Source organism: Pseudomonas sp. PDM01 (assembly GCF_014852325.1).
Classification (GTDB): Bacteria; Pseudomonadota; Gammaproteobacteria; order Pseudomonadales; family Pseudomonadaceae; genus Aquipseudomonas; species Aquipseudomonas migulae.
Genome location: NZ_JACVBK010000007.1, coordinates 51,621 through 78,148, shown reverse-complemented (window position 1 = coordinate 78,148; position 26,528 = coordinate 51,621). Strand labels below are relative to the sequence as shown.

General features: G+C 60.5%; 19 protein-coding genes. 7 read left to right on the top strand and 12 right to left on the bottom strand.

All coding sequences use genetic code 11. The features are described 5' to 3' along the window. Window positions 1–155: 155 nt before the first annotated feature. Window positions 156–914 carry a tetratricopeptide repeat protein gene (locus IB246_RS18530; protein ID WP_008036257.1) on the bottom strand — a complete coding sequence of 253 codons (759 nt, stop codon included), beginning with the start codon at window positions 912–914 and terminating at the stop codon, window positions 156–158. After that, entirely contained in the window at window positions 911–1,591 is a 681-nt protein-coding gene (locus tag IB246_RS18525) for a Fe2+-dependent dioxygenase (RefSeq protein WP_008036255.1), read from the bottom strand. Before IB246_RS18525 ends, IB246_RS18530 begins: the two co-directional genes overlap by 4 nt. Before the next feature lie 205 nt (window positions 1,592–1,796). On the opposite strand from IB246_RS18525, the gene IB246_RS18520 reads away from it, so the two are divergent. Both IB246_RS18520 and IB246_RS18515 read left to right on the top strand, forming a co-directional pair. Continuing rightward, the gene (locus IB246_RS18520) at window positions 1,797–4,055 is read left to right on the top strand and encodes a TonB-dependent receptor (protein ID WP_008036253.1); all 2,259 of its coding nucleotides are present in this window, start codon (window positions 1,797–1,799) and stop codon (window positions 4,053–4,055) included. 250 nt (window positions 4,056–4,305) lie between these two features. Further along, window positions 4,306–6,831 (top strand): PepSY domain-containing protein, encoded by a 2,526-nt coding sequence (locus IB246_RS18515; protein WP_008036251.1) that lies wholly within the window; start codon window positions 4,306–4,308, stop codon window positions 6,829–6,831. An 80-nt stretch (window positions 6,832–6,911) separates the two neighbouring features. On the opposite strand, the gene IB246_RS18510 is transcribed toward IB246_RS18515, so the two are convergent. Next, window positions 6,912–8,453, bottom strand: a complete 1,542-nt coding sequence (locus IB246_RS18510) for an alkaline phosphatase D family protein (RefSeq protein WP_008036250.1) — start codon at window positions 8,451–8,453, stop codon at window positions 6,912–6,914. Window positions 8,454–8,817: 364 nt separating this feature from the next. Here IB246_RS18510 and IB246_RS18505 point away from each other — a divergent pair, with 364 nt between their 5' ends. Beyond that, window positions 8,818–10,173, top strand: a complete 1,356-nt coding sequence (locus tag IB246_RS18505) for an S-type pyocin domain-containing protein (protein WP_008036248.1) — start codon at window positions 8,818–8,820, stop codon at window positions 10,171–10,173. A 7-nt stretch (window positions 10,174–10,180) separates the two neighbouring features. Continuing rightward, window positions 10,181–10,456, top strand: a complete 276-nt coding sequence (locus tag IB246_RS18500) for a bacteriocin immunity protein (RefSeq protein WP_008036245.1) — start codon at window positions 10,181–10,183, stop codon at window positions 10,454–10,456. Window positions 10,457–10,686: 230 nt separating this feature from the next. Here IB246_RS18500 and IB246_RS18495 read toward each other — a convergent pair whose 3' ends face one another. The 3 genes from IB246_RS18495 to ptsP are packed head-to-tail and all read right to left on the bottom strand — an operon-like array spanning window position 10,687 to window position 16,240. Then, window positions 10,687–12,426 (bottom strand): PTS fructose-like transporter subunit IIB, encoded by a 1,740-nt coding sequence (locus IB246_RS18495; RefSeq protein ID WP_008036242.1) that lies wholly within the window; start codon window positions 12,424–12,426, stop codon window positions 10,687–10,689. 11 nt (window positions 12,427–12,437) lie between these two features. After that, a complete protein-coding gene (pfkB, locus tag IB246_RS18490) occupies window positions 12,438–13,379 on the bottom strand; it encodes a 1-phosphofructokinase (protein ID WP_008036241.1) in 942 nt (313 codons plus the stop codon). Next, window positions 13,379–16,240: a phosphoenolpyruvate--protein phosphotransferase gene (ptsP, locus tag IB246_RS18485; protein ID WP_008036240.1), complete on the bottom strand. Its 2,862-nt coding sequence runs from the start codon at window positions 16,238–16,240 to the stop codon at window positions 13,379–13,381. Before ptsP ends, pfkB begins: the two co-directional genes overlap by 1 nt. Window positions 16,241–16,522: 282 nt before the next feature. Between ptsP and cra the strand changes: the two genes are divergently transcribed. Continuing rightward, the gene (gene cra / locus IB246_RS18480) at window positions 16,523–17,518 is read left to right on the top strand and encodes a catabolite repressor/activator (RefSeq protein ID WP_008036238.1); all 996 of its coding nucleotides are present in this window, start codon (window positions 16,523–16,525) and stop codon (window positions 17,516–17,518) included. Window positions 17,519–17,521: 3 nt separating this feature from the next. Beyond that, window positions 17,522–18,298, top strand: coding sequence for a TatD family hydrolase (locus IB246_RS18475; protein ID WP_008036230.1), 777 nt, complete (start codon window positions 17,522–17,524; stop codon window positions 18,296–18,298). Here IB246_RS18475 and IB246_RS18470 read toward each other — a convergent pair whose 3' ends face one another. The 5 genes from IB246_RS18470 to IB246_RS18450 form a co-directional block, all read right to left on the bottom strand. Next, window positions 18,299–18,688 carry a hypothetical protein gene (locus IB246_RS18470; protein WP_008036229.1) on the bottom strand — a complete coding sequence of 130 codons (390 nt, stop codon included), beginning with the start codon at window positions 18,686–18,688 and terminating at the stop codon, window positions 18,299–18,301. It abuts the gene before it with no gap. A gap of 236 nt (window positions 18,689–18,924) precedes the next feature. Next, the gene (locus IB246_RS18465; protein WP_008036228.1) at window positions 18,925–20,955 is read right to left on the bottom strand and encodes a methyl-accepting chemotaxis protein; all 2,031 of its coding nucleotides are present in this window, start codon (window positions 20,953–20,955) and stop codon (window positions 18,925–18,927) included. A 250-nt stretch (window positions 20,956–21,205) separates the two neighbouring features. Next, entirely contained in the window at window positions 21,206–22,042 is an 837-nt protein-coding gene (gene ampE / locus IB246_RS18460; RefSeq protein ID WP_008036227.1) for a regulatory signaling modulator protein AmpE, read from the bottom strand. Further along, the gene (gene ampD, locus IB246_RS18455) at window positions 22,039–22,599 is read right to left on the bottom strand and encodes a 1,6-anhydro-N-acetylmuramyl-L-alanine amidase AmpD (RefSeq protein ID WP_008024447.1); all 561 of its coding nucleotides are present in this window, start codon (window positions 22,597–22,599) and stop codon (window positions 22,039–22,041) included. Before ampD ends, ampE begins: the two co-directional genes overlap by 4 nt. A 64-nt stretch (window positions 22,600–22,663) precedes the next feature. Then, window positions 22,664–24,874: a DUF1631 domain-containing protein gene (locus IB246_RS18450; RefSeq protein ID WP_008036226.1), complete on the bottom strand. Its 2,211-nt coding sequence runs from the start codon at window positions 24,872–24,874 to the stop codon at window positions 22,664–22,666. 360 nt (window positions 24,875–25,234) lie between these two features. Between IB246_RS18450 and nadC the strand changes: the two genes are divergently transcribed. Further along, a complete protein-coding gene (gene nadC / locus IB246_RS18445) occupies window positions 25,235–26,083 on the top strand; it encodes a carboxylating nicotinate-nucleotide diphosphorylase (protein WP_192230114.1) in 849 nt (282 codons plus the stop codon). A 105-nt stretch (window positions 26,084–26,188) separates the two neighbouring features. On the opposite strand, the gene IB246_RS18440 is transcribed toward nadC, so the two are convergent. Continuing rightward, window positions 26,189–26,494, bottom strand: a complete 306-nt coding sequence (locus IB246_RS18440) for a DUF6388 family protein (RefSeq protein WP_008024451.1) — start codon at window positions 26,492–26,494, stop codon at window positions 26,189–26,191. Between the last annotated feature and the right edge of the window lie 34 nt (window positions 26,495–26,528).

The window sequence follows — 26,528 nt, the reverse complement described above, 5'->3', positions numbered from 1 at the left end:
GATCGTAACAGCGCACTGTCAAATCCAATTTAACTGCGCCGAACAAAAGACTAATCCACTTATAAAAGTTCTGTCAAAGAAACCCTGAGGGGCATATATAAGAAAAGAATACAAACCTGCGAAACAACCCACTTCATGTTTATATGAAGCGTCTTTCAGGTTCGACCGAACAGTGTTTGTTCGTGATGGGCAAACTCCTCAGCCAAACACTTGAGCGCAGGGTCGGACGCTTCGCGCAAGCGTTGGACACTGACCCGCAGGAACCGCTGATTGCCGTTGACCATCGCCTGGCGCAACCAGGCCATTCCTTCGTCAAGCCTGCCCTGCTCCACCAAAACCGCGCCATGACTGAACTGCCCGCGAAAATCCCCGGCATCGGCCGAACGTCGATACCACTCGCGTGCGCCTTGCAGATCCGCGGGGCAAATCCGTCCTTCCTCCAGGTAACGCCCAAGCAGGTTCATCGACTTCGCATGGCCCAGCTCCGCAGCGCAGCGATAAAAACTCAGCGCTTGCGGCTGATCTTCGGTCACCCCGCGCCCGGTCGCCAGCAGGTTGGCGTAGTTGTACATCGCCCAATCCAGTCCGGCTTCAGCGCCGACGCGATAATGCTGCGCTGCAACTGAAGCATCTGCCGCACAACCCCAGCCATGTTCATGACAGCGACCGAGCATGTTGCGCGCCATCAGGTGCCCGCGCTGAGCGGCTATCTCGAACCAGCGCAGCGCCAGCGGTTGATCCATCGCGATGCCCTGTCCGTCCAGCAGAATCTGGCCGAGCAAGGCTTGCGCGTCGAGCACGCCTTCGCGGGCAGCGATCAGGATTGCCTGAGCAGCACGCGCAGGACTTTCCTCAAGCATGGCTTTGAGGTGATCGCCGTCGAGCACTTCCTCGCGGCGCAGTTGAAAACTCATACCTCGACCCAGCGACGCAACAGGTTGTGATACGTGCCGGTCAGGCGGATCAGTGAAGGGTGGTCGGGCATGTCCTGCGTCAGTTGCTGGATCGCACCGTCCATCTCGAACAGCAGGGCGCGCTGGCTGTCTTCGCGGACCAGGCTTTGGGTCCAGAAGAATGAGGCGAACCGTGTACCACGGGTGACGGCATTGACCTTGTGCAGGCTGGTGCCGGGGTACAAGACCATGTCGCCGGCCGGCAACTTCACGCGCTGGGTGCCGTAGGTGTCCTGGATTTCCAGTTCGCCGCCGTCGTAGTCCTCCGGCTCACTGAAGAACAGGGTCGACGACAAATCCGTGCGCACACGCTCGATGCTGCCTTTGGGCTGGCGCACGGCGTTGTCGATATGAAAATCGAAACTGCCGCCCGCTGTGTAACAGTTCAGCAACGGAGGAAAGACCTTGTGCGGTAACGCCGCTGACATGAACTGCGGATTTTTCCACAACCGTTCCAGCATCGCCGCGCCGACTTCCTTGGCCAGTGGATGACCTTCCGGCAGTTGCAGGTTGTGTTTGGCCTTGGCCGACTGGTAGCCGGCGGTGATCTTGCCATCGGCCCAATCCGCCTGTTCCAGAGCCTCGCGGATGCGCTGCACTTCTTCTTTAGTGAACAAGCCGGGAATGTGCAGCAGCATGAGGACCACCTGAAGGCAAAGGGGCGTCAATGGTATTGATTCTTATTGACGCTGTAAAACCCCCATGACGAATGAAACAGCAAAAACCGTAAGGGTAAATTGTAAAGAATGTAAATTCAGTGCGAATAGAAACGTTTCGCAATTGATACATAGACGCGTCTACCCTATATTCCGCGGCCTCAAATCCTTGGGGAGGGGAATTCACATGTCACGCCAACAACCACAATTACCTGTCAATTCACCGCGTTTGCTCGCTTCTGCGATTGGCGTGGCAATCACCGCCGGCTCTGCGGGGCATATGGTTTTCGCGGCCGAAAAGACCGAAAAAGCGCCGAACAATGCGATTTCCCTGGACGCCACTGCCATCACCGGCGAAACACAGGACGATACCTCCTACAAGACCGATACCTCGGCCAACAAGAAATACACCGCACCGCTGCGTGAAACGCCGAAAAGTGTCACCGTGATTCCGCAGCAGGTGATCCGCGACACAGGCGCTACCAGCCTGGTCGACGCCTTGCGCACGACACCCGGCATCACCTTCGGTGCTGGCGAAGGCGGTAACCCGGCGGGCGACCGTCCGATCATTCGTGGCTTCAGCGCTGAAAGCGACACGTTCGTCGACGGCATGCGCGACCCGGCGTCCCAGAGCCGCGAAATCTTCAACGTTGAATCGATCGAAGTCAGCAAAGGTCCGGGGTCGGCCTACACCGGCGCCGGCTCCACCGGTGGCAGCCTGAACCTGGTGAGCAAGACCGCCAAACTGGGCAGTTTCTACAATGGCGGCTTCACCTGGGGCTCGGATCAGACCAAGCGCACCACACTCGACCTGAACCAGCAGATGACCGACACCTCGGCCTTCCGCCTGAACCTGATGAAACACGAAGCCAATGTCGCCGGCCGTGACACCGTGGACGTCAGCCGCTGGGGTGTCGCGCCGACGTTCGCCTTCGGCCTGGGCACCGATACCCGCATGACCCTCGGTTACTACCACGTTGAAACCGACGACATGCCGGACTACGGCATTCCGCTGACCCTGAACCCGGCCCGCAGCAAGTACAACGTCGACAAACCAGTGCATGTCGATCGCGACAACTTCTACGGCGTCACCAGCCGCGACTTCCGCGAAACCACCAATGACAGCGGCACCTTCAAGATCGAGCACGATCTGAATGAAGACCTGACCGTGTCCAACAGCTTCCGCATGTCCCGTTCGACGCTGGACTACATCGTCACCAACCCGGACGACAGCAAGGGCAACGTCGCCAAGGGCAGTGTGTACCGTGGCGCCAAGAGCCGTAATTCGACGTCCAGCGGCTGGATCAACCAGACCGACCTGAGCGCCAAGTTCGACACTGGCACCATCGCACACAGCCTGGTCACCGGTATTGAGTTCTCTTATCAAGACACCCACAACCGCCCTTACATCCTGACTTCGGCCGCCAGCGGCACGACGTGCAACACTGCACTCTTCCGCTCCGGCGACTGCACCAGCCTGTACAACCCGACGCCTGGGGATACCTGGAACGGCAAGATCACCGACAGCGCCGCGTTCACCGACACTGACACCAAAACCGCCGCGGCCTACGTGTTCGACACGCTGAAGTTCAACGATCAATGGTCCCTGAACCTGGGCCTGCGTTATGACAACTACCAGGTGGAATCCAGCGGCCACGCCAACGCTAGCAGCACAGCGCCGGCGAACGACTTCTCCCGCGAGAACACCAGCGACCTGGTCAACTACCAGATCGGCGTGGTCTACAACCCGTTGCCTAACGGCAGCATCTACGCGGCCTACTCCACCTCCAGCAACCCGTCCGGTGAAACCAGCGGCAACGGTGGCCTGGATCTGGCGGCGAACAACACCGATCTGGACCCGGAAAAGAACCGCAACTACGAGATCGGCACCAAGTGGGACTTCTTCGGTGACGACCTGTCGCTGACCGCCGCACTGTTCCGCACCGAGAAAACCAACGCACGTATGAACGATCCGGATGGTGCCACCTCGCAAGTGCTGGATGGCGAGCAAACCGTCAACGGCCTCGAGCTGACGTACACCGGTAAGCTGACCCGCAACTGGAGAGTCTTCGGCGGCTACACCTACATGGAAAGCGAAGTGGTCAAAACCACCCTCGCCGCCGATGAAGGTAACCACATGCCGAGCACCCCGCGGAACAACTTCACCCTGTGGTCGACTTACGACGTGGTGCCGGACAAGCTTACCGTGGGTGCGGGTGCCACTTTTGTTGACTCGCAGTTCGGCAACATCGCCAACTCGGTGGAGATCCCGTCCTACTGGCGTTACGACGCGATGGCCAGCTACCGCCTGACCAAAAACGTCGACCTGCAACTCAACGTGCAGAACCTGACCGACAAGCGTTACTTCGACCAGATACTGCAGACCCACTACGCCCACGTAGCGGCCGGCCGTACCGCCCTGCTGAGCGCCAACTTCCACTTTTGACCACACCACAACCCTGTAGGAGCAAAGCTTGCTCGCGAAGACGTCGGCATAGACAGCATTTATGTTGCCTGACACACCGTCATCGCCAGCAAGCTGTGCTCCTACAGGTGTGCAGATGAAGGCTGGAATCAGGGAAAGGCCCCGTTCACGCAATTGAACGGGGCTTTTGTGCGTAAAAAAGAATGCTTCTCGACAGCCCACGGCATAATGCGCGCCGTGATGACAATTTCGAACGAACAAGGCGAGTGACGTGTTGAAGAAAACCCTGTTCCAGTTGCACTGGTTTTTCGGTATCAGTGCCGGGCTGGTCCTGGCCCTCATGGGCATCACCGGGGCGATAGTGTCGTTTGAGGATGAAATCCTGCGCGCACTCAACCCGTCGGTGTTGCAGGTCGAGAAACAGGTCGCCGGCGTGCTGCCGCCCGCTGAACTGGTGGAAAAAATCGAGGGTGCATCGGGCAAGAAAGTCTCGATGCTCTGGGTCGACACCGACAGCGGTAACGCCGCACGGGTGAACTTCACCCCGCCACCGGGTGAGCGTCGCGGGGAGATGCGCTACTTCGATCCGTACACCGCCGAGTTCATGGGCGACGCCACCGGCCAGGGTTTCTTCGACCTGATGCTGAAACTGCACCGCTTCCTCGCCATGGGCGATACCGGTCGGCAGATCACCGGCGCGTGCACACTGATTCTGCTGTTCTTCTGCCTGTCCGGCCTGTACCTGCGCTGGCCGCGTCAATGGAAAAGCTGGCGCGCCTGGCTGACCCTCGACTGGAAGAAAACCGGCCGCAGCTTCAACTGGGATTTGCACTCGGTGGCCGGTACCTGGTGCCTGGTGTTTTATCTGTTGGCAGCGCTGACCGGGTTGTCCTGGTCCTATGAGTGGTACAACAAGGGCCTGACCCGATTGCTGTCCGATGCGCCGCAGAATGAACGTGTTCGCAATCGTGGCCCGGCACCGGAAGGCCCGGCACCGACGGCCGATTACGCATCGATGTGGAGCAGCATTTACAGCGCTGCCGGCCCGGCATTGAGTGCCTACAACATTCGTATGCCGCCTGTGGCCGGGCAACCCGCGACGGTGTTTTACCTGTTGACCACCTCGCCCCACGACCGCGCGATGAACCAGATCTCCCTCGATCCGGCCACCGGCGTCGTCAAACGCCACGACCGCTACAGCGATAAAAGCTTCAAGGCGCAACTGCTGACGAGCATCTACGCGCTGCACGTCGGCAGTTACTTCGGGATTGTCGGGCGGATCGTCCTGACGCTCAGCGCGCTGACCATGCCGCTGTTTTTTGTCACGGGCTGGTTGCTGTACCTCGATCGTCGACGCAAGAAAAAGCAGATCAAGGACGCCCGCAAAGGCCTCGAACAACCGGACAGCGATGCTCCGGCGTGGCTGATCGGTTTCGCCAGCCAAAGCGGGTTTGCCGAACAACTGGCGTGGCAGACCGCTGGCCAACTGCAGGCAGCAGGCCTGCCGGTGAAGGTTCAGCCACTGGCCAGCGTCAGCGAGCAAGACCTGCGGAACTCCGGCAACGCGCTGTTCGTCGTCAGCACCTTCGGCGACGGCGAAGCGCCGGACAGCGCCCGTGGTTTCGAACGCAAAGTGCTGGGCCGGGCATTGAGCCTGGAGAGCCTGAATTATGCGGTGCTTGGATTGGGTGACCGGCAGTATCAACACTTCTGCGGTTTCGCCCGACGCTTGCATGCCTGGCTCGGCGAGCACGGCGGCAAGCATTTGTTCGCGCCGGTGGAAGTCGACTGCGGCGACCCTTACGCCTTGCGTCACTGGCAGCAGCAACTTGGTCTGCTGACCGGGCAAGCGCCCGTGGACTCCTGGCAAGCGCCGAGCTACGACAACTGGACGCTGAGCCGCCGCGACGTGATGAACCCGGACAGCAGCGGCTCGCCGGTGTATCTGCTGGGCCTCAGCGCGCCGACCACCAGCAGTTGGCTGGCCGGTGATCTGGTGGAAGTGTTGCCGCGTAACTGCCCATGGGCAATCGAGCATTTCCTCGATGGCCTCGGGATCGACGGTCGCGCCTCGGTGATACTCGATGGCCTGTCGCAAGCGCTGGAACAAGCACTCGCGACTCGACAATTGCCCGAGAACCGTACGCACCTTGTCGGCTTGCACGCGCAAGCACTGGTGGATGCTTTGGTGCCGCTGGCCATGCGCGAATACTCCATCGCCTCGATTGCCGCCGACGGTGTGCTGGAACTGATCGTGCGCCAGGAACTGCACCCCGACGGCAGCCTGGGTATCGGCTCCGGATGGCTGACCGAACACGCCCCGGTGGGCAGCACCATCAGCCTGCGGGTGCGCCGCAACAGCGGTTTCCATCTGCCGGTCGAACCGCTGCCGATGATCCTGCTGGGCAACGGCACCGGCCTGGCCGGGCTGCGCAGTTTGCTCAAGGCGCGGATCGCCGATGGGCAGCAACGTCATTGGCTGTTGTTTGGCGAACGCAATCGCGAGCACGACTACCTGTGCCGCGACGAACTTGAAGACTGGTTGATTTCAGGGGATATCGAGCGTCTGGACCTGGCGTTTTCGCGGGATCAGGCCGAGAAGATTTACGTGCAGGATCGCCTGCGTGAATCCGCCGGTTTGCTCAAGCAATGGCTGGATGACGGTGCCGTCATTTACATCTGCGGCAGCTTGCAGGGAATGGCTTCAGGGGTGGATCAAGTGCTCAACGAAGTGCTCGGGGTTGAAGCAGTCGAACGCTTGATCGAGCAAGGCCGCTACCGCCGCGACGTCTACTGACCCCCTCCCCCCTGTAGGAGCCAGCTTGCTGGCGATGGCGATATCAAAACCGCCATCGCCAGCAAGCTGGCTCCTACAGGTCATTGTGGCTGCAACTTCTGCTCAAACACACTGACCCCATCCAGATCCCGCAACACCACACTCATCTCCCCCGTCGCCCCCTCAATATTCACCTCGCCAAAAAACTGAAACCCGGCAAACGGCGACATGTTCTGCGCCGACGGTGCTTTCTCGAACACCACTTCAGGACCGAAGGTTTTATCCAGCGGATTAGGCCCGAAGCTCCCCGCGTTCAACGGTCCGGCTACAAACTCCCAAAACGGTTCGAAATCCTGAAACGTGGCACGATCCGGATGGTAGTGATGTGCCGCGCAGTAATGCACATCCGCCGTCAGGAACACGAAATTGCGCACCTGTTGCGCCCGCAGAAAACCAAGCAGTTCGGCGATTTCCAGCTCACGCCCCTGGGCCGCGCCCGGATCACCGTTGGCCACCGCTTCCCAGCGCGCCACGCCGGGGCTGACTTCACCGTCGGGTACGCCGAGGCCGATCGGCATGTCGGCGGCAATGACTTTCCACTGGGCGCTGGAGGCTTTCAATTCACGCTTGAGCCAGTCCAGTTGCTCACGCCCGAGAAAGGGTTTGGCTGCACCGAGGTTGTCATCATTGGCCTCGCGATAACTGCGCATGTCGAGCACAAAAACATCGAGCATCGGCCCATAACCGATCTTGCGATAGATCCGCCCGCCGTTATCCGCGCTCTGCAACCGCATAGGTGCATATTCCAGCCACGCCTGACGTGCGCGGCCTACCAGGCTGTGGATATCCTTGCTCTGGTAACGCTCATCCAGTTGCTTGCCCGGTGACCAGTTGTTAACCACTTCGTGGTCGTCCCACTGCCAGATCTGCGGCACTTCGGCGTTGAAGCGACGGACGTTTTCGTCCATCAGGTTGTAGCGGTAATTGCCGCGATACTCGTCGAGGGTTTCGGCGACTTTGCTCTTGGCGTCGCTGGTGATGTTGCGCCACACGCGACCACTTTCAGTCACAAGTTGTGCCGGCACCGGGCCGTCGGCGTAGATGGTGTCGCCGCTGTGGATAAAGAAGTCCGGCAGGCGCAAACGCATGGCTTCGTAGATGCGCATGCCACCGATGTCCGGGTTGATGCCGAAGCCCTGGCCAACGGTATCGCCGCTCCAGACGAAACGGATGTCGCGCCGGGTTTGCGGCACGCTGCGCAAGTGGCCAAACCAGGGTTCGCTGGTGACACCGCTCTGGGCGTCTTCGAAATGCACGCGATAGAAAATCGCCTGGTCGGCGGGCAGACCGGTGAGCTCGACCCGCGCGGTGAAATCGCTGCGGGCATCAGCCAGCGGCGAAACAAAACGCCGAGGGTTGGCGAACAGGCTACGCGTGTCCCATTCCACCACCATCCGCGCCGCACGATCGCTGCGGCTCCAGACCATCGCCCGGTCGCCCAGCACGTCGCCGGACTGCACGCCATCGGTGAGTTGCGGCCGATCCTTGACCGAGGCAATCACCGCCGGCGCAAGACCGGGAAGCAGAATCCCGGCGCCGACTGCTTGCATGACACGACGGCGACCGAGGTTGAATTCGCTCATGGTGTTCTCCCTGAAAAAGGAAAACTAAAGCATGGCCGTGTGACCCGGGCATGACACAAAACCTGCCAACGTCGCAGATCCCCTGTGGGAGCAGGCTTGCCCTCGACTACGGGTTAACCGTCACCATTTTCATTGAATCTTAAACCGTCATCGCGAGCAGGCTCGCTCCCACAGTGACCGCGTCCGTCCGGGCAACTCGGTCACCTGTGGGAGCGAGCCTGCTCGCGATGAACGATAATGCGGTCTTACCGACTCGCCCCTCATCTGCAACACCATGAAATAGGAAATTTCAGCACCGCTTTTAGGAAACGTCCTAACGCCTACGCCTGAGCGTCCCGGATAGGGTTGAGGCAAACCCGGCTACATGCCGGGATTGTCCAAGGACGAAAAAGAAGCGCTGATGAAAAAGCTCGGTTTCCCGGAATCCCCGGACTATCTGCCCGCCCCAAGACAACTTCCCACGCGGGAAGAAGTGCAAGCCTCCCAGGATGCTGGCGCAGCGGTATCCGCCAAGAACGAACGGCATGAACTGGAAGCCAATGCCCGTTGGGAGGTCCGTCGAAAAACACAACAAAACGCTCTCGACACAACGTCCGATTCGCAATTCAAGGGTTGCGTGTTCGCCAAAAGCTGCAACCTCCCGGACGGTGTCATCAATCACAACAACCACGCCGGTTATGTCCCCGTCGAGAAACTGGCTGACTACGGGTTGTGGGCTGTACTGGGCACCGGCGCGGCGATTACCGCCGAAGGCACACCGCTGAAATGGGTGGCCGGCTCGTCGACGGGCAACGCCTTGGCCCAACGTCTCGGTGGTTCGCTCGCCCTATCGCTGACGGGTTCAGTGGTGGCGACCGGGGCAGCCGTCGGGACAGTGGCGCTGCTAATGCCCAACACCCGCCTTTCGCCCGACAGCGCCTTCTACAAAAACGAACAGTACGCGGCACTGGAGGCGGGACGCACCCGTGTACGCGTCAACGTAAAGGTCTTGCCGGACAACGCCATCAGCGCTTACGGCTTCTACACCGGCGGAAAAAAAGACTGGGAGTTTGTCCCCGTCATCAAGGCCCGAAAGGACGGCGAGCAGTTCATCGCCGACCTCGGCAACGGCATCGGCCTGACCTGGACGCCAGCCGCCAATCCTGACGACGCCCCAACTGTCCCCGCCCTGGAAGGTGCCCCGCCACTACCGACGATATGGGTGTACCCGCCCACGGAGCAGGCCGACAAAATACTGCTGAACCCGCAGCATCCGCCCGAATATCAGGATGCGATTATCTGGTTTCCGGCGGATGCCGGGCTTGAGCCAATCTACCTTGTGCTCAACGCTCGGTATGAGCCGGGTGGTGTTACGGGGGTGGGTGAAGATGTTGCGGGTATTTGGCTGGCGGGGGCAAATTCCGGCGTGGGGGCGCCGATCCCCACAGAAATTGCTGATGCATTAAGAGGCCGTAACTTCAAAAGTTTCGATAAATTCAGATCAGCATTTTGGGAGTCGATTTCAAAGTCGATGGTTGCTGATCAGTTCATCAAACAGAATGTGAGTCGGATGAAAGCAGGCCGGGCTCCACGGGTTAGAAAGGCCGATAGAGTTGGCGGTAGGCTGTCTTATGAACTGCACCATCTCGATTCTGTGTCGAAAGGTGGAGAGGTGTATGACGTCGACAACTTGCGAGTTAACACTCCAAGAAACCACATTGACATTCACCGGAACGAATAGGCGAGCCATGACAGACACACTTCTGAAAGATAGTTTTTCGCAGTACACAGAAGCAGAATTCATCGGGCTGCTAAAAGAATTGGCCAAGGAAGATGCAGAAGCCGAAACAGACGATCGTGCTGATCTGCTACTGCTGCATTTCGAGAAAATAAGTGAGCACCCTGACGGCTCGGACTTAATCTACTTCCCAGAAGAGGGGGCGGACAATTCCCCGGAGGGCATTACTCGGACGGTAAAAGAGTGGCGAGCAGCTCAAGGCCTGCCCGGATTCAAGGAGAAATGAGGCATGGCCATCCTGACTCCGAAAACAATCCAGCCCCACTGTGGGAGCGAGAGCGGTTTAGCACTCAGGAACTATGTTGGCTGGGAAACTGCTATCGCGAGCAAGCTTGCTCCTACAGGTCCGTGTCGTTCACGCGTTTTGTGATCGACTCTCACCTGTAGGAGCCGGCTTGCTGGCGATGGCGATTTCAAAACCGATATCGCCAGCAAGCTGGCTCCTACAAGGGTGGATTATGCGTTGACGGGTTCTATTGCCAACTCGACAACCTCTGGTCGCTTGACCACCGCATACACCACCGCCGTCAGCAAACTCCCGGCGACAATCGCCAGCAAATACAACAACGCATGGTTGATCGCATTCGGGATCGCCAACACGAACAATCCACCGTGCGGCGCCATCAGTTTGCAGCCGAAGTACATCGACAGCGCACCGGTCAGCGCGCCACCGGCAATGCTTGCCGGGATCACCCGCAGCGGGTCCTTGGCGGCAAACGGAATCGCGCCTTCGGAGATGAAACACAGCCCCAGCACCAACGCCGCTTTACCCGCCTCGCGTTCAGTCTGGGCGAACTTGCGCCGGGCAATGAACGTGGCAATGCCCAGGCCAATCGGCGGTACCATTCCGGCGGCCATGGTCGCGGCCATCGGCGCATAGCTCTGGGACGCCAGCAGCCCCACCGAGAAGGCATAAGCGGCCTTGTTGATCGGCCCGCCCAAGTCGACGCACATCATCCCGCCCAACAACACGCCGAGCAGAATCGCGTTGGTGGTGCCCATGCTGTCGAGGAAATGCGTGAGCCCGGTGAGCATCCCGGCCACCGGTTTGCCGACCACGTAGATCATCACCAACCCGGTGAACAGACTCGCCAGCAACGGGATGATCAGGATCGGTTTCAACGCTTCAAGGCTTTGCGGCAAACGCGCGTAACGGTTGATCGCCTGCGCCGCGTAACCGGCGATGAAACCGGCAATGATCCCGCCGATGAAACCGGCACCCAACGTGCTCGCCAGCAAGCCGCCAATCATCCCCGGCGCCAGGCCCGGACGGTCGGCAATCGAGTAGGCGATGTAGCCCGCCAGCAGCGGCACCATCAGCTTGAACGCGGTCTCGCCGCCGATCTGCATCAGCGCGGCGGCGAGTGTGCCTTCTTCCTTGAACGCGGTGATGCCGAACACGAACGACAAGGCAATCATCAGACCGCCCGCCACCACCATCGGCAGCATGAACGACACGCCGGTCAGCAGGTGTTTGTAGATGCCGGTCTTCTCTTGTTTGGCCGGGCCTTTGGCCCCGGTCGCGGCACTTTCCTGCTTGCCTTCGGCCAGGGCTTTATTCAGCGTCGCTTCGGCTTGCTTCAAGGCGATGCCCGTGCCGCAACGGTAGATTTTCTTGCCGGCAAAACGCTCGGTCGCGACTTCGATATCGCAGGCCAGCAGCACCACATCCGCATCGGCAATCGCTGCCGCGCTCAACGGATTGCGCGCACCGACCGAGCCCTGGGTTTCGATTTGCAGGTCATAACCCAATCGCTTGGCCGCCTGCTGCAAGGCTTCAGCGGCCATGAAAGTATGAGCAACGCCGGTCGGGCACGCGGTGATCGCGACCAGGCGCGGGGCGCTTTGGGTAACGGCTGCAGGTTCGACGGTGACTTCGGCTGCGGCGTAAACCTGCGCTTCTTCGGCACCGCGTCGCAGCACTGCTTCGACATCTTGCAGGGCGTGTGCCGGGGTGCTTTGGAACACACGCTTGCCGACGAATCGCGACATATCCACCGGCGCGCTGGTGACCAGCAACACCCACTCGGCGGCCTCGATCGTGGCCGCCGACAACTGGCGTTCCGGGTGCGCCACATCCACCACTTCGACACTGGTGCTCCAGCCCTGACGTTGCGCCGCGGCATCGAGCAATCGGGCGCACAGCACGCTGGTGACCATGCCGTTGGGGCAAGCCGTAACGATGGCTAACTTCATGACAAACCCTCTTATTGTTCTGTCAGGGGGCGCACGCGCACACCCTGTTCGAGCCGCGCCAACTGCGCAGCATCGCCGATACCGAAACCGATCTGCGTGACCGCCATCGCCGCAATCGCCGTGGCGGTGCGCAGGGTCTGTTCCGGCGTATCGGGCTTAAGCAAACCGTGAAGCATGCCGGCCAGCAACGAATCCCCTGCGCCTACCGTGCTGGCGACGCTGACCTTGGGCGGCGTGGCGTGCAGCGCCGAACCGACACTGAACCAGTTCACACCGTCGGCACCGTGGGAAATCACCACGTGCTCGATGCCTTGGGCATGCAAACGGCTCGCGGCTTCGGCTTGAGCCGCAACCGAAACCACCTCGCAGCCGAGCACTTCGGCCAGCTCTTCGGTGTTCGGTTTGATCAGCCACGGACCGGCCTTGAGCGCCGCCCGCAACGCTTCGCCACTGGTATCGAGCGCGACGTTCAACCCGAGGTTTTTCAAGCGCTGTACCAACGCCTGCAACCATTCAGGACTGACGCCTTGCGGCAGGCTGCCGGCCACGACAACCGCGTCATGCCCCGGGGCAATCTGATCCAGTCGATCGAGCAACGCCTGCTGCGCCGCTTCACTGACCTTGGGTCCGGGACCGTTGATGTCGGTGATGCGCCCGTCGCTTTCCGCCAGTTTGAGGTTGCTGCGGGTCTCACCGGGAACGCGGATAAACGCGTCGACAAAACCGCGTTTGGCGAACAGGGTTTCGAACGCCTGAAGGTTGTCCTCGCCGAGAAAGCCGCTGACGGTGAGCGAATGCCCGAGGTCCGCCAGCACCTGCGCCACGTTCACGCCTTTACCGGCGGCGTGAGTGTGCATCTCGTCGCTGCGATTGACCTGGCCGGGCTCAAGGCGCGGCAACTGCACCGTCAGGTCCAGCGCCGGGTTGAGTGTCAGGGTCAGGATCTTGGCCATTACAGGGCCTCCACTAATGCGCGCACTTCATTGGCGCTGCCCACGGCCAGCGCCTGTCGGGCAAGGGTTTGAGTCTGGGTCAGGCTGAGTTCGCGGATGCGCGCCTTGACCTCGGCAATGCTGCGGCCCGACACGCTCAACTCGTCTACACCGAGGCCGACCAGCACCGGCACCGCCAGCGGATCGGCAGCCAGTTCGCCGCACACACCGACCCATTTGCCATGGGCATGGGCCGCGCGCACGGTGATGTCGATCAGTTGCAGCACCGCCGGGTGCAAGCCGTCAGCCTGGGCCGACAAGGTCGGATGACCACGGTCGATGGCCAAGGTGTATTGCGTGAGATCGTTGGTGCCGACGCTGAAGAAATCGACCTCTTTGGCCAACACCGGCGCCAACAGTGCGGCCGACGGCACTTCGATCATGATCCCCAGTTGCAGGTCCGCCACGGGGATTTCCAGGCGCAAGCGCTCGGTCATGTCCCGCGCCTGACGCCACTCGTCAACGCTGCCGACCATCGGGAACATGATGCGCAGCGGGCGGTTGTCAGCGGCCCGCAGCAAGGCGCGCAATTGCGCTTCCATGATGTGCGGACGCTGCAAGGTCAGGCGAATGCCACGCACGCCGAGGAACGGGTTTTCTTCTTTCGCAATCGGCCAATACGGCAGCGGCTTGTCGCCACCAACGTCGAGGGTGCGCACCACCAGTGGCCGACCGGCGAGGCCATCGAGCACGCGGCGGTATTCGACTTCCTGAGTCGCTTCGTCCGGCGCCTGCGAGTGGGCCATGAAAATCAGTTCGGTGCGCAGCAGGCCAATGCCTTCGGCACCCTGCTCCACCGCGCTGGTGACGCCCGCGCTTTCGCCGATGTTGGCAAACACTTCGACCGCATGGCCGTCGGTGGTCAGCGCCGGTTGATGACGTTGTTCTGCCGCGGCTTTCAAGCGTTGCTCGCGGGTGTCGCGCTCTTCGGTGGCGCGCTGCAAGGTCGCCGCATCGGCGTCCACGTGCAGGCGACCGCGCTGGCCATCGAGCAGCAACGGCGTGCCCGGCGCCAGCAGCAACACCGCGGCACCTGCGCCGACCAATGCCGGAATGCCCAGCGCACGGGCGACGATGGCGCTGTGCGCGGTGGCGCCGCCACGGGCGGTGAGAATGCCGGCGACACGGGTCGGATCGAGACGTGCCACGTCGGAAGGACCGACTTCGTCCATCACCAGAATGTACGGTTGATCAGGTTCGCTCGGGGTTTCGACGCCGCTCAGTTGCGCCAACACGCGACGGCCGATATCGCGCAAGTCCGCCGCACGCTCGGCAAGCAATGCGTCCTGCAGCGATTCCTGTTGTTTCGCCGCCGCTTCGATCACCGCCATCCACGCCGCTTCGGCGCTTTCGCCCTGCTTGAGGCGCGTCTCGACTTCATCGGTCAGTTCCGGGTCGTCGAGCATTTCCTGATGGGTGATGAAGATTTCGCGGATGGCTTTGGATTTGCTGCGCTCGATCAAGCCTTCGATGTCGTGACGCACGTGCGCCAGCGCTTGTTTAAGACGCTCGCGCTCAATGGCGGCGGACTCACCGCGCAGCGGGTATTCGATGGTTTGCAGCACTTGAATATGCGCCGGACCGATGGCGATGCCCGGTGCGGCGGGGATGGCCTGAACCAGGCTGCCAGACGCCGGGGCGAACAGCACTTCGGCCACCTCGGTGATCACTTCGCGCTGCGGGCTCACGGCAGGCAAAGGCTCGACTTCTTCACCCAGCCCCTCTTCGATTGCCGCTAACAACGCAGGCAAGGCATCGGCGGCGATGCTCGGCTCGGCGATGAATTCCAGCACCTGACCGCGACGGGCGCCGAGGCTGAGCAGTTTGCTCAAGCTTTTCACCGACACCGCGCTGTCTTGGCCATCGACGATGCGCACACGAATTTCGCCTTCAAAACTCTTCGCCAGTTGCGCGAGGATCTTCGCCGGACGCGCATGCAATCCATGGGCATTGGCCAGCGCAATGCGTGCGCTTGGCCAGTCCGCCGGCAGTTCACCGCCGAGCACTTCGAGGACTTTGCGGCTGCTGGTGGCGCGTCCCAGTTCATGGCCACGGCCTTCGATCAGCAACGCGCAAAGGCGTTCGAGCAACGCCTGGTGCGCCTCGCCCAAGCTTGCCAGACAGAACAGACCGCTGAGCGGCTGGCCGAGGTAGCGCATCGGTTTGTCCGGCGTGACAAACGCCAGGCCCGGACGCTTCACCGTTTGCTCGCTGTGCAACCACCACAAACCGTCGCCTAGCGGCAACGCGTCGACTTGCTGCAAAACCGCAGAAAAACCATTGCTCACACAATCCGCCTGACGCAACAAACGGGCACCGCGCCAGACCAGTTCTTCGAAGTCATCGGCCGACACCCCGAGGCCGATCATCTGCGCATCCAGCGCCAGTTCCTGCGGCGCGCCTTGCAGCAGTTTCAGCAACGCTTCGGCAGAACTGGCGCGACGCAGGGCCTGGCCCAGATCGGTTTCGCCGAGGGCGCGTGTCAGCAATTGCAACAGGCGCAAATGTTCATCGGATTTGGCCGCAATGCCGATCGCCAGGTAGACGATCTGACCGTCGCCCCAATCCACACCGTCGGGAAACTGCATCAGCCGCACGCCAGTGGAAAACACCTGATCGCGGGTTTGCGGCGTACCGTGGGGGATGGCAATACCTTGACCGAGAAAGGTCGAGCCCTGGGCTTCGCGCGCCTGCAAACCGGCGAGATAACCTTCGGCGACCAGGCCGTCGTTGACCAGATGCTGCGCCAACAAATGCAGTGCTGCGGACTTGTCCACGGCCGACTGGCCCATGGAAATCTGCTCTAGAGTGAGCTCGAGCATGCTTTCTCCTTTTTGGCACCTTGAGGTGCCAGGTATTGTTTTGAATGAGTCAGCTTAGGCGCTTAATCATCACTTTTGGCGGTTTCGCGGCAGAACCGGCCAAATGCACCTGATGCGTAGAAAATACGCTTGCTGAAACGTTTAATCTAGAATGATTGGCACGTTACTCGATAATGTCCCATCCTTGAAGTCCAACTTGTCGGATATGTTGCGACAATAGTCCCCTGCCTGAATCGGGTAGGATTGGCGAAAGTATCGGCCGAAAAACAAGGAAATCCCGAGTTGAAACTCAGTGATATCGCCCAACTGGCCGGTGTGTCCGTGACCACCGCCAGTTATGTCATCAACGGCAAGGCGGAACAGCAACGCATCAGCAGTGCCACCGTCGAGCGCGTGCGCGCGGTTGTTGAAGAACATGGCTTTACGCCCAATCCGCAAGCGGCCGGGCTGCGCAGTCGGCACACCCGCACGCTGGGTTTCATTCTGCCGGACCTGGAAAACCCCAGTTACGCACGTATCGCCAAGCTGCTGGAGCAAGGTGCCCGGGCCCGCGGTTATCAGTTGCTGATCGCCAGTTCCGACGATGCGCCGGACAGCGAACGGCAACTGCTGCAACTGTTCCGCGCCCGGCGCTGCGACGCGTTGATCGTCGCCAGTTGCCTGCCGTCCGGCGACGACAGTTACCGCCAGTTGCAAGCCAAAGGCATCCCAATCATCGCCATCGACCGGGTCATGGAGCCCGAGCATTTCTGCTCGGTGATCAGTGATGATCGTGAAGCCAGCCTGCAACTGACGCGCAGCCTGCTCGATCCGTTGCCCAAGCAGATCGCCCTGATCGGCGCGCGCCCCGAACTGAGCATCAGTCAGGAACGGGCCGCCGGTTTCAAGGAAGCGCTGGCCGGGTTCAAAGGCGAGATCCTCATCGAACACGGCGAATCGTTCAGTCGTGAGTACGGCAAGCAACTGATGGAAGAAATGCTTCAGCGCCTGGGGCATTTGCCGGACGCGCTGGTGACCACTTCCTACGTGCTGCTCCAGGGTGTGTTCGACGCCTTGCACGACTTCCCGTTGAAAAACCGTCCGCTGCGCCTCGGTACATTCGGCGACACGCAGTTGCTGGACTTTCTGCCGCTGCCGGTCAACGCCATGGCCCAGCAACACCAGTTGATCGCCGACAAAGCACTGGAACTGGCCCTCGCCGCCATCGAGCAGTCCGATTACCAGCCCGGTGTGCAAGCAATTGCGCGGACCTTCAAGCAGCGTATTCGCCAGGACTGAACCGTGGAGCTGATCGACAGCCACACTCATCTGGATTTTCCGGACTTTGACGAGGATCGTCAGGCGCTGCTCGCCGAGAGCCGCGCCCTCGGCGTGCGGCGGATGGTGGTGCTGGGGGTTTATCAGGCCAATTGGCAGCGGGTCTGGGATCTGGTGCAAAGCGATCCCGATCTGTACGCGGCGTTCGGTTTGCACCCGGTGTATCTGGACGAGCATCGGCCTGAGGACCTACGCGAACTCGCCGAGTGGCTGACCCGCCTGGCCGGTCACCGACAGCTGTGCGCGGTGGGCGAGATTGGCCTGGATTACTTCATCGAAACCCTCGACCGCGAACGCCAGCAGACGTTGTTCGACGCGCAACTGCAACTGGCGGCGGACTTCAATCTGCCGGCTTTGATTCACGTGCGACGCAGCCATGCGGCGGTGATTGCCACGCTCAAGCGCTTCAAGTTGAAACGCGCGGGGATTATTCACGCCTTCGCCGGCAGCAAGGAAGAGGCCCGCGAGTACATCAGGCTCGGCTTCAAACTGGGCCTGGGCGGCGCGGCGACCTGGCCGCAGGCGTTGCGCATGCACCGGGTGCTCGCCGAGTTGCCGTTGGAGTCTGTGGTGCTGGAAACCGACTCACCGGACATGGCCCCCGCCATGTTTCCCGGTCAACGCAACAGCCCGGCGCATTTGCCGGCGATCTGCTCGGCGCTGGCCGCGATCATGGCGATCAGCCCTGAACGGCTGGCGGCTGTCAGCACAGCCAATGCGTGTGAGTTGTTCAACTGGTAATCAGTCGGCGTGAGCCTTGGCCGCTTCCAGAATCAGCGTCATGTGTTGTCGGTGACGGGCGAACCGGATAACCGCGAAGTAGACCAGAATCGCGATCAACGAAAAATTCAGCTGCTCGACCACGCTGAGCATCCCCACCCATTCCATCACCAACGCCACCAGCAACGCGGTGCAGACCATCACCAACGTACTCGCACGTAGCATCGCAAGCGAGTCGAGGGATTTGATGCGCCTGATCTGTTTCGGGTCGCTCAGTTGCAAGGCTTTGTGACAGTGGGAACAGGCGAAGGCTTCATGGATGGCAATGGCGTTGAGTTGCCAGGGTTTGAGCAGGAGTGTGCATCCGCAATGAGCACAATGGCCCTGGATTCCAGTTGTAGCGAAGGACATAACCGAGCCTCCTCAGAGTAGGTCAGGGTTGTGGATCATCCCTCATTGAAGACCAAAAACCAGACTCTGGAGGGAAATCGGATACCGCCTACTTGTGGAAGAAACAAGTACTACAGACAACGCACAAAACTGTAGGAGCAAGCTTGCTCGCGATAGCGGTCTGGTAAACACCCTGTAGGGTGAATGTACCTACGCCATCGCGAGCAGGCTCACTCCTACAGGGGTTATGCGATTCTTCAGACCCGGAACGCGCTGATCAACTGCTTGAGCTCCACCACCTGCGCCGACAACGCCCGGCTGGCGTCCTCGGTCTGGTGCGCACCTTCGGCGGTACGTTCGCCAGCCCGGTTGATCTCGACGATGTTCTGGTCAATGTCGTGGGCCACGGCGGTCTGCTGCTCTACGGCGGCGGCAATCTGCTGGTTCTGATCGACGATCATGCCGACAGCGCCAAGGATGTTTTCCAGCGCCTGCTGGACCTTTTCCGACTGCCCCACCGTGCCGTTGGCCATTTGATGACTGGTGCCCATAGCCTTCACTGCGGCACCGACACCGCTGTGCAGTTTGGCGATCATCTGTTCGATTTCTTCGGTCGATTGCTGGGTGCGTTTGGCCAGGGTCCGGACCTCGTCCGCCACCACCGCAAAACCACGCCCCTGCTCGCCTGCCCTCGCTGCTTCGATAGCGGCGTTGAGCGCCAGCAGGTTGGTCTGTTCGGCGATGCTTTTGATCACTTCCAGCACGCGGCTGATGGACTGGCTGTCGCTGGCCAGTTGATTGATCACCAGCACCGACTGATCGATCTCGCTGGCCAGCGCAGCGATGCTGCCCTGCTGAGACTCCACCAACCCGCGACCGCTGATGGTTTCGTCGTTGACGCTGTGAGCGCTGCTGACCGCGGCGGCAGCGCTGCGGGCCACCTCCAGTGAGGTGGCCGACATTTGGTTCATCGCCGTGGCGACTTGCTCGATCTGCGTGCGTTGCCCCGCGACAGCCTGGTTGCTCTGGGCGGACACGTTCTCGACCTGACCGGCCTGACGCTCGACTTCCCCGACCGTTTGGCCGACACGCTCGATCAAGTCATGGATTTTCTTCACCGTGCCGTTGAACACCTCGCCCAACTCGCCCAGTTCATCACGGCTGTTGGCGTTGAAGGTCACGGTCATGTCGCCGGCCGCGACCTTGTCCATCATCGCGCCAAGGCGCTTGAGGGTGGTGCGGGTCGAGGCGTAGAAGCCGCCGTAGAGGTAAAAAATCAGTACAAACACCACCGACAGCGCCACGGCCTGCAAGACCATGTGCGTGCGGTTCTGGCTCAGTCGTTGTTGCAATTGGGTGTCGAGGAATTTCAGGGTGGCTTCGTTGAGTTGGTAAGTCTGGTCCATCAGGCCGCTGACCTGATCGTAGAAGGCCAGCCACGGCGCATCGAGGGTGTCGGCCATCACCACCTGCTCTTCAAACAGTTCACTGGCTTTTTTCAGCGACGCCTTGCTGCTCTCGGCCTGCGCCGCCAGGGTTTCACGTGCCGCCTTGCTCGACCCCAGCGCATCCTGCAACTTCAGACCGTACTCGGCTTGCAGCTTTTCAATCTGCACCAGCAATTCATCGAAGCGGGTGCTCGAAGACGAATTGAGAAACCCTTGCCCCAGCGAGTAGGAACCCATGGCGCGACCATCGCCCAACGTCTGGGTGACGGGCGGCGTGACATTGGTGATGAGTTCGGTGAGCTGACGCATGTCGCTCTGATTGTCACGGCTCAAACCCGCCTGGCTGGCGATGATCTGGCTGAAAATCTGTGCATTGCCGAGCAACTTGCCGATCAGCGCACTTTTACTTTGCAGGGAGTTTTCCGCTTGCTGGGCCTTGAACGCGCTGATCATTTCGTCGCGTTTGCCATCGAAAACGGTGACCAGTTCCGGATCGGTGGTCATCGCTGTCAGCCCTTGCAGGCGGGCCAGAACGTTTTGTTCCAGGGATGTGATCTGGGATTCGAGATTACCGGCCTTGCCGGACTGGCCAAGGATGACGTTGATCTGCACCAGGTTGTTCAGGGTTTCCAGGTCGCGTCGAAGCGACAGGCTGCTGCCCAGCAGGTCGAGGCTCTGCAGTTCCACCCGGGTGCCCTGGAATTCGCGATAGGAATCACGCACCAGATAAAAGTTGGTCACCAGCATGGGCACCAGGAACAGAACGCTGATCAGGCTGAACTTCATGCCGAAGCTCAGGCGATTCATTAGCGCGACGGCGGGATAGAGCAAGCTCTTCACTGGAAGTCTCCCTTGGGTTTCTTATTTTTATTGGCAGGCACAGACAAGCAGCAGATAGCCACTATTGAGTGCTATCTCTGTATAGCTTAAATCGACGGGAGGTTTTGTAACTTAAGGTTAACGGCACAAATCGCCTTGCCGCTAACGCCCGTGTAGGAGCCGGCTTGCTGGCGATGGTTGCACCTCGGTGTCTCAGGAACACCGCGTCGATGCTATCGCCAGCAAGCCGGCTCCTACAGGGGTGTGGTGTTTAGGGGAAGACTGTCCACAGCGCGAAACCGGCGTACCAGAGCACTGCCGCACGCAGCAGCAGCTCCCAGATCCGGTCGAGGCTGTTGATGCCATCGGGCCCGACCACCGGCGCAGGAATTTCACCGGCCACCAGCCCGACCTTCTCGATCAGTTGGGCGGCACTGATGTTCCAGTTCAGCAGTTCGCTCAGCATCACCCGACTGACGGCAACAAAGTTGCCGACCAGCGCGAAACTCGCCGCCAGCAGACGCACCGGCACCCAATCGAAGGCGTGACGCAGTTGTGCGGCGCGCTCGACGACGGCCGGGTTCTGCCCGTGTTCTTCGGCGAGGGCCAGCAGTCGATAGCTCAGCGCCGCCACCGGGCCCAGCAGGAAATACCAGAAAATCACCGCAAAAAAACTCTGGTACGCCTCCCAGAGCAGATGCCCCTCAACCCGTTCCAGTAGTTGCTCGCCGTTTTCGGCACAAATGTCCAGGTCACGTTTCGCTACATGAGCGGCAGCTTGCAGGTCTTCCCGGCGCCAGGCATCGCGAAACGGTCCGAGATCGGCCAGCAGATCACCGCGCCCCAGGCTATAAATCACCACCAGCAAATGCACCGGCAGCGCCAACAGACCGTAAGCGACCGGCTCCAGCACCACCAGCAGCAACCCCAGCAGTGCCACCGGCAGCAGCACCAGAATCAGCAAAATCAACCACGGGCGATTGACCATACGCGGGTTGGCTTCAAGCTTGTGCAACTCGGCCACCCAACCGCCATCACGTTGAACCCGATGGCGCAGGGCCGAGAACTTCTCGATCCAGACCGCCAACAGCAACACCAGAAAACTCATTGTGGTTCCTCTTTAGCCAGGGCCGCGCGATAACGCGCCCAGTCGAACGCAGGTCCGGGATCCGTCTTGCGCCCCGGCGCGATGTCGCTATGCCCGCAGATGCGCTGCGCGGTGATGCCCGTAAAAGCGCTTTGCAGTTGCAAGGTCAGGGCCGTCAACGCGTCATATTGAGCATCGGTGAACGGCAGATCATCCGTGCCTTCAAGCTCGATGCCCACGGAAAAATCGTTACAGGTTTCCCGGCCGTCGAAACACGACACACCGGCATGCCAGGCGCGTTCAAGACAAGAGACAAACTGAGTGACGGTGCCGTCACGCTCAATCAGAAAATGCGCAGACACCCGTAGGTCAGCGATCCCTTCAAAGTAGGGATGCTCTGTGACATCCAGCCGGTTCTGGAAAAATTCCTGCACCTTGCCGGTGGCAAACTGCGCCGGCGGCAGACTGATGTTGTGGATCACCAGCAGGGAAATTTCGCCCGTGGGGCGCGCATTGAAGTTGGGTGAAGGGCAAACGTTCACGCCCTGACACCAACCGCTCGCGGGGTCCAACTGCATACAGGTTCCTTCAACGACGACTGTGTTGGTGCCCAGTATGCCGCGATAGACCCTCGGCGCGCGATCACTTGCCGCGATTGAGCCGCCGCAGGTTGCCGACCACCGACTCCAGGGCCCGATCGAACAGCAAGGTGTCGTCGAGGGTGCGCACCGCGCCACGACGGAAATCCAGTGCCAGCCCGGTACGGCTGCGCTCCAGCACTTTCATGCCGGTGCGGTTGACGAAAATGTACTTGCCCGTGGCTTCGATGATCGCGGCGAGCTTGCAGCGCAGGGTGTTTTCCTCGTCTTCCTGAAATTCGACCCAGCAGCCCGCGTGCAACTGATCGACCTGAAGCAGGCCCGGATCATCCGCCGGCAAGCGCACCGAGACCGATTCCACCGGCCCTTCGTCGGCGGTGAGCAGCACGATTTCTTCGCGCACTTCAACCATCAGCGGCGCATCGGCAGGACGGGTGGCGGCCGGTGCCTGGTCCGCTCGTTCGAACAATTGAACGTGCAAGCCTTCCAGCTCGCTGAAAAACTCTCCGGTGGCGAACGGATCGAACGCCGAACTGCTCAACCCGTCGCGCAAGGACTTGAGCAACCCCGGCACCAGTGCCAACAGGCGCAGGCTTGCGTCAGCGTCGTCATGGCGCTGCACGCTCCAGATCAATTGCTCCATGGTTTGCACATCCGCATGCCACTCGGCGGACTGATCGCCGTGCTTGAGGCAGGTCAGCAGCAGCACCTGGCTCCAGGCGTCCTGAACAAACGCCACCACCCGTTGCGGCAGCACTTTGCCCAACAACGCCTGATTCAACGCCAGCTCGACGCGTTGCCGGGCCAGTTCGGTTTTGGCGCGGCCCTCTTCGGCGTCGCGGGTACGCTGCTCCAACAAATCGCTGCGACGACGCTCGTCGCTGGTGAACGCCAGAAAATCCGCCAGCAATTCGGAGAAGATCGCCGGATCGTCGACAAAGTCGTTCAACAAACGCTGCACCACTTGCTCGATGCGCAGGTACAGGCTGTCGCGCTCGTGGTCATCGCACTCGCCCCAGCCCAGGGCCGCGGCGGCGATTTCGTTGAGCAGACGGCGGGCCGGGTGACTGCTGCGGCTGAAGAAACTCTTGTCGATCACCGCCACTTTCAGCATCGGGATCTGCAAGCGCCCGATCAGCGCCTTGAGAGAATCCGGCAGATTGCGGTCATCGAGGATGCATTCGAAGAGCATGGCGATCAGGTTGATCACATCTTCGTCAGCGACGCCGACTACACGCGACTTGCCACTTTTGACGCTGACCCGGGTCAGCAGTTGCTCAAGCTGGTTTCGCAGGTCGAATTCGTCCTGGACCGCCGGAGCCGGCACGTACTGCTGCAAGTGCGAGAGCAGCCGCAGCAGGTCGCGGGTGGATATCGGTTGCGTCTGAGCACTGGTTTCCAGCGTTGGCGCGACACTGCCACGCACGTGGAGCAGCAATTCCTGCAATGCCGCGAACACTTCCTGCACGCTGTCGTCGATTGGCGTGCTGTCCCAACGGTTGCCAGCCTCGTCGGGCTCGGCACGAACACTGGCCTGCGCACGATCAATGGCACGCCGATTCGGGGCCGGCTTCAGGTCGGGCAATATGCCGGTGGCGATCAATATCTGATTGGCTTCGGTGTAGAGCTGATCGGCATCACTGAGCACATAACGCTCGAAAAGCTTGAGGATGATCAACTTGACCTTGATCTCGACCCCCAGGTTACGCCCGGCCTGCATGAAATACTCACAGAGCATCGCCGGGCCCAGGGGATTGCGCGTAGTCACCAGCTGCTTGCCCAGCAACGTGCTGAGCCGGGCGGTCAATTGATCAAGCGCAAAACCGTCGCGGCTCAGCACTTTATTGACCATGGCCTCCACCGCCACGCGACGTTCCAGCTCATCACCGGACTGTTGCGCCTGAATATCGAGGGTCAATGTCTGCGGCAAGACCGTCTGAATACTGCCTGCGAGACCGACAAACGCTTCGAAGAACTGTTCGAGAAACGCCCGCTCGATATTTTTGCGCTTGAGGCGCAAATCGCGCATGGCTTCAAAAAAGATGTTCTGCTCGACGTCATTGCGGGCCCGGTCAGCCATTTCGAACAGCGTGTCGTCGGCGTTATCGAACAACTCCTGCAGAGCATGCCGGAGCTGTTGAGCGGCCTTGTCGCGAACCTGAAGCAGAATCACAGGCAGGCGGGCGAGCGGCGAGTGACTCGCCTGATCGGTAGTTGCCTTGTGCAAAGGCACTACATTCCCGTCGTTGTGCATCCTGGCCTCCTGAAACGGTGATGCTTCGGTTCGGTTGGAAAGATCGAGTACGCCAGCCTCACAGCCGTGCGCAACAGAAGACAATGCCCGCCCGCTGTCATTCAATAATCGGCGAACCAAAGACACGTCAAAGTCATGACGTCAAATGCAAGGCGCATTATCTTGCAAAAGATGTCCCGTATGCCAGCAGACTCTGTGTTTCTCTTTGAAATAGACGCCCGCAAAGGACCGCTGCTGAACCTCGCAGGCTCAAGAGATTCGACCAAATGCAGGTTTCAGAACGACCGGAAGGTCTCGCGCGCCTTGGGTTGCCCCGCGCCATGGCCCTATAATCGAGCCACTTTGTTTGTGGAGTCCGTTATGCCGAATCTACGTCTCGCCGATCTGACCGCCGAAATCGAAGCCAACGTACGCCGTGCGTTGCGCGAAGACATCGGCAGCGGCGACATCACCGCGCAGCTGATCCCGGCCGAACGCCTGGCCAAAGCCACCATCATCACGCGCGACGCCGCGGTCATCGCCGGCACCGCTTGGGTTGACGCGGTTTTCCGGCAACTGGACCCACGAGTTGCCGTGCATTGGCAGGTGGCCGATGGCGAACGGGTGAAGCCCAATCAAGTGCTGTTCCACCTTGAAGGCCCTGCCCGCTCGCTGCTCACAGGCGAGCGCAGTGCGCTGAATTTCCTGCAATTGCTCTCCGGCGTGGCCACTCGTGCGCAATACCTGGCGGATTTCGTCGCCGAGACGCAAGTGAAGCTGCTCGACACCCGCAAAACCCTGCCGGGGCTGCGCCTGGCGCAAAAGTACGCCGTGACCTGCGGCGGCTGCCACAACCACCGCATCGGCCTGTACGACGCCTTCCTGATCAAGGAAAACCACATTGCTGCCAGCGGCGGCATCCCTGAAGCGATCAACGCCGCGCACAAGATCGCCCCGGGCAAACCGGTGGAGATCGAAGTGGAAAGCCTAGATGAGTTGAAAGAAGCGCTTGCGGCGGGTGCCGACATCATCATGCTCGACGAGTTGAGCCTGGATGACATGCGCGAGGCCGTGCGCCTGAATGGCGGCAAGGCAAAACTGGAAGCCAGCGGCGGCATCAACGAAAGCACGCTGCTGCCGATCGCCGAAACCGGGGTGGATTACATTTCGATTGGTGCGATGACCAAGGACGTGAAGGCTGTCGATCTGTCGATGCGACTCAGCCTCTGAAATTTCCTGAACGACATGAAACTGTAGGAGCCGGCTTGCTGGCGATCCAGGCGACGCGGTTTACCCGTTACGCCGCCTTCGCCAGCAAGCCGGCTCCTACATGGGTCAGACCACCAGATTATTCATCTCGCAGTACTCTTCCCACTCGACGCCCAATACCTCGGCCGCCTCTTTGTGCAGCACCAGTCGCGCCGCTTCAAACTCTTCCGGGCTCGAGGTGTACTTGAGCGTCAGCTCCCACGGCTGCAGGCCCTGGGCTTCTGCTTCATCCTCGAACGCCCATTGAATCTGGTCTTTTTGATCGTCGGCGGGCAAGTCCTTGATCTCTTCCAGCAGTTGGGGCGCGTCCAGCACGTACTTCTTCAGCGCTTCTTCGTGCCTGGCTTCCTGGGTCAATTCTTTAACGGTCATGTCGTTCTCGCTGATCGGGGGAATGGAAGATGGA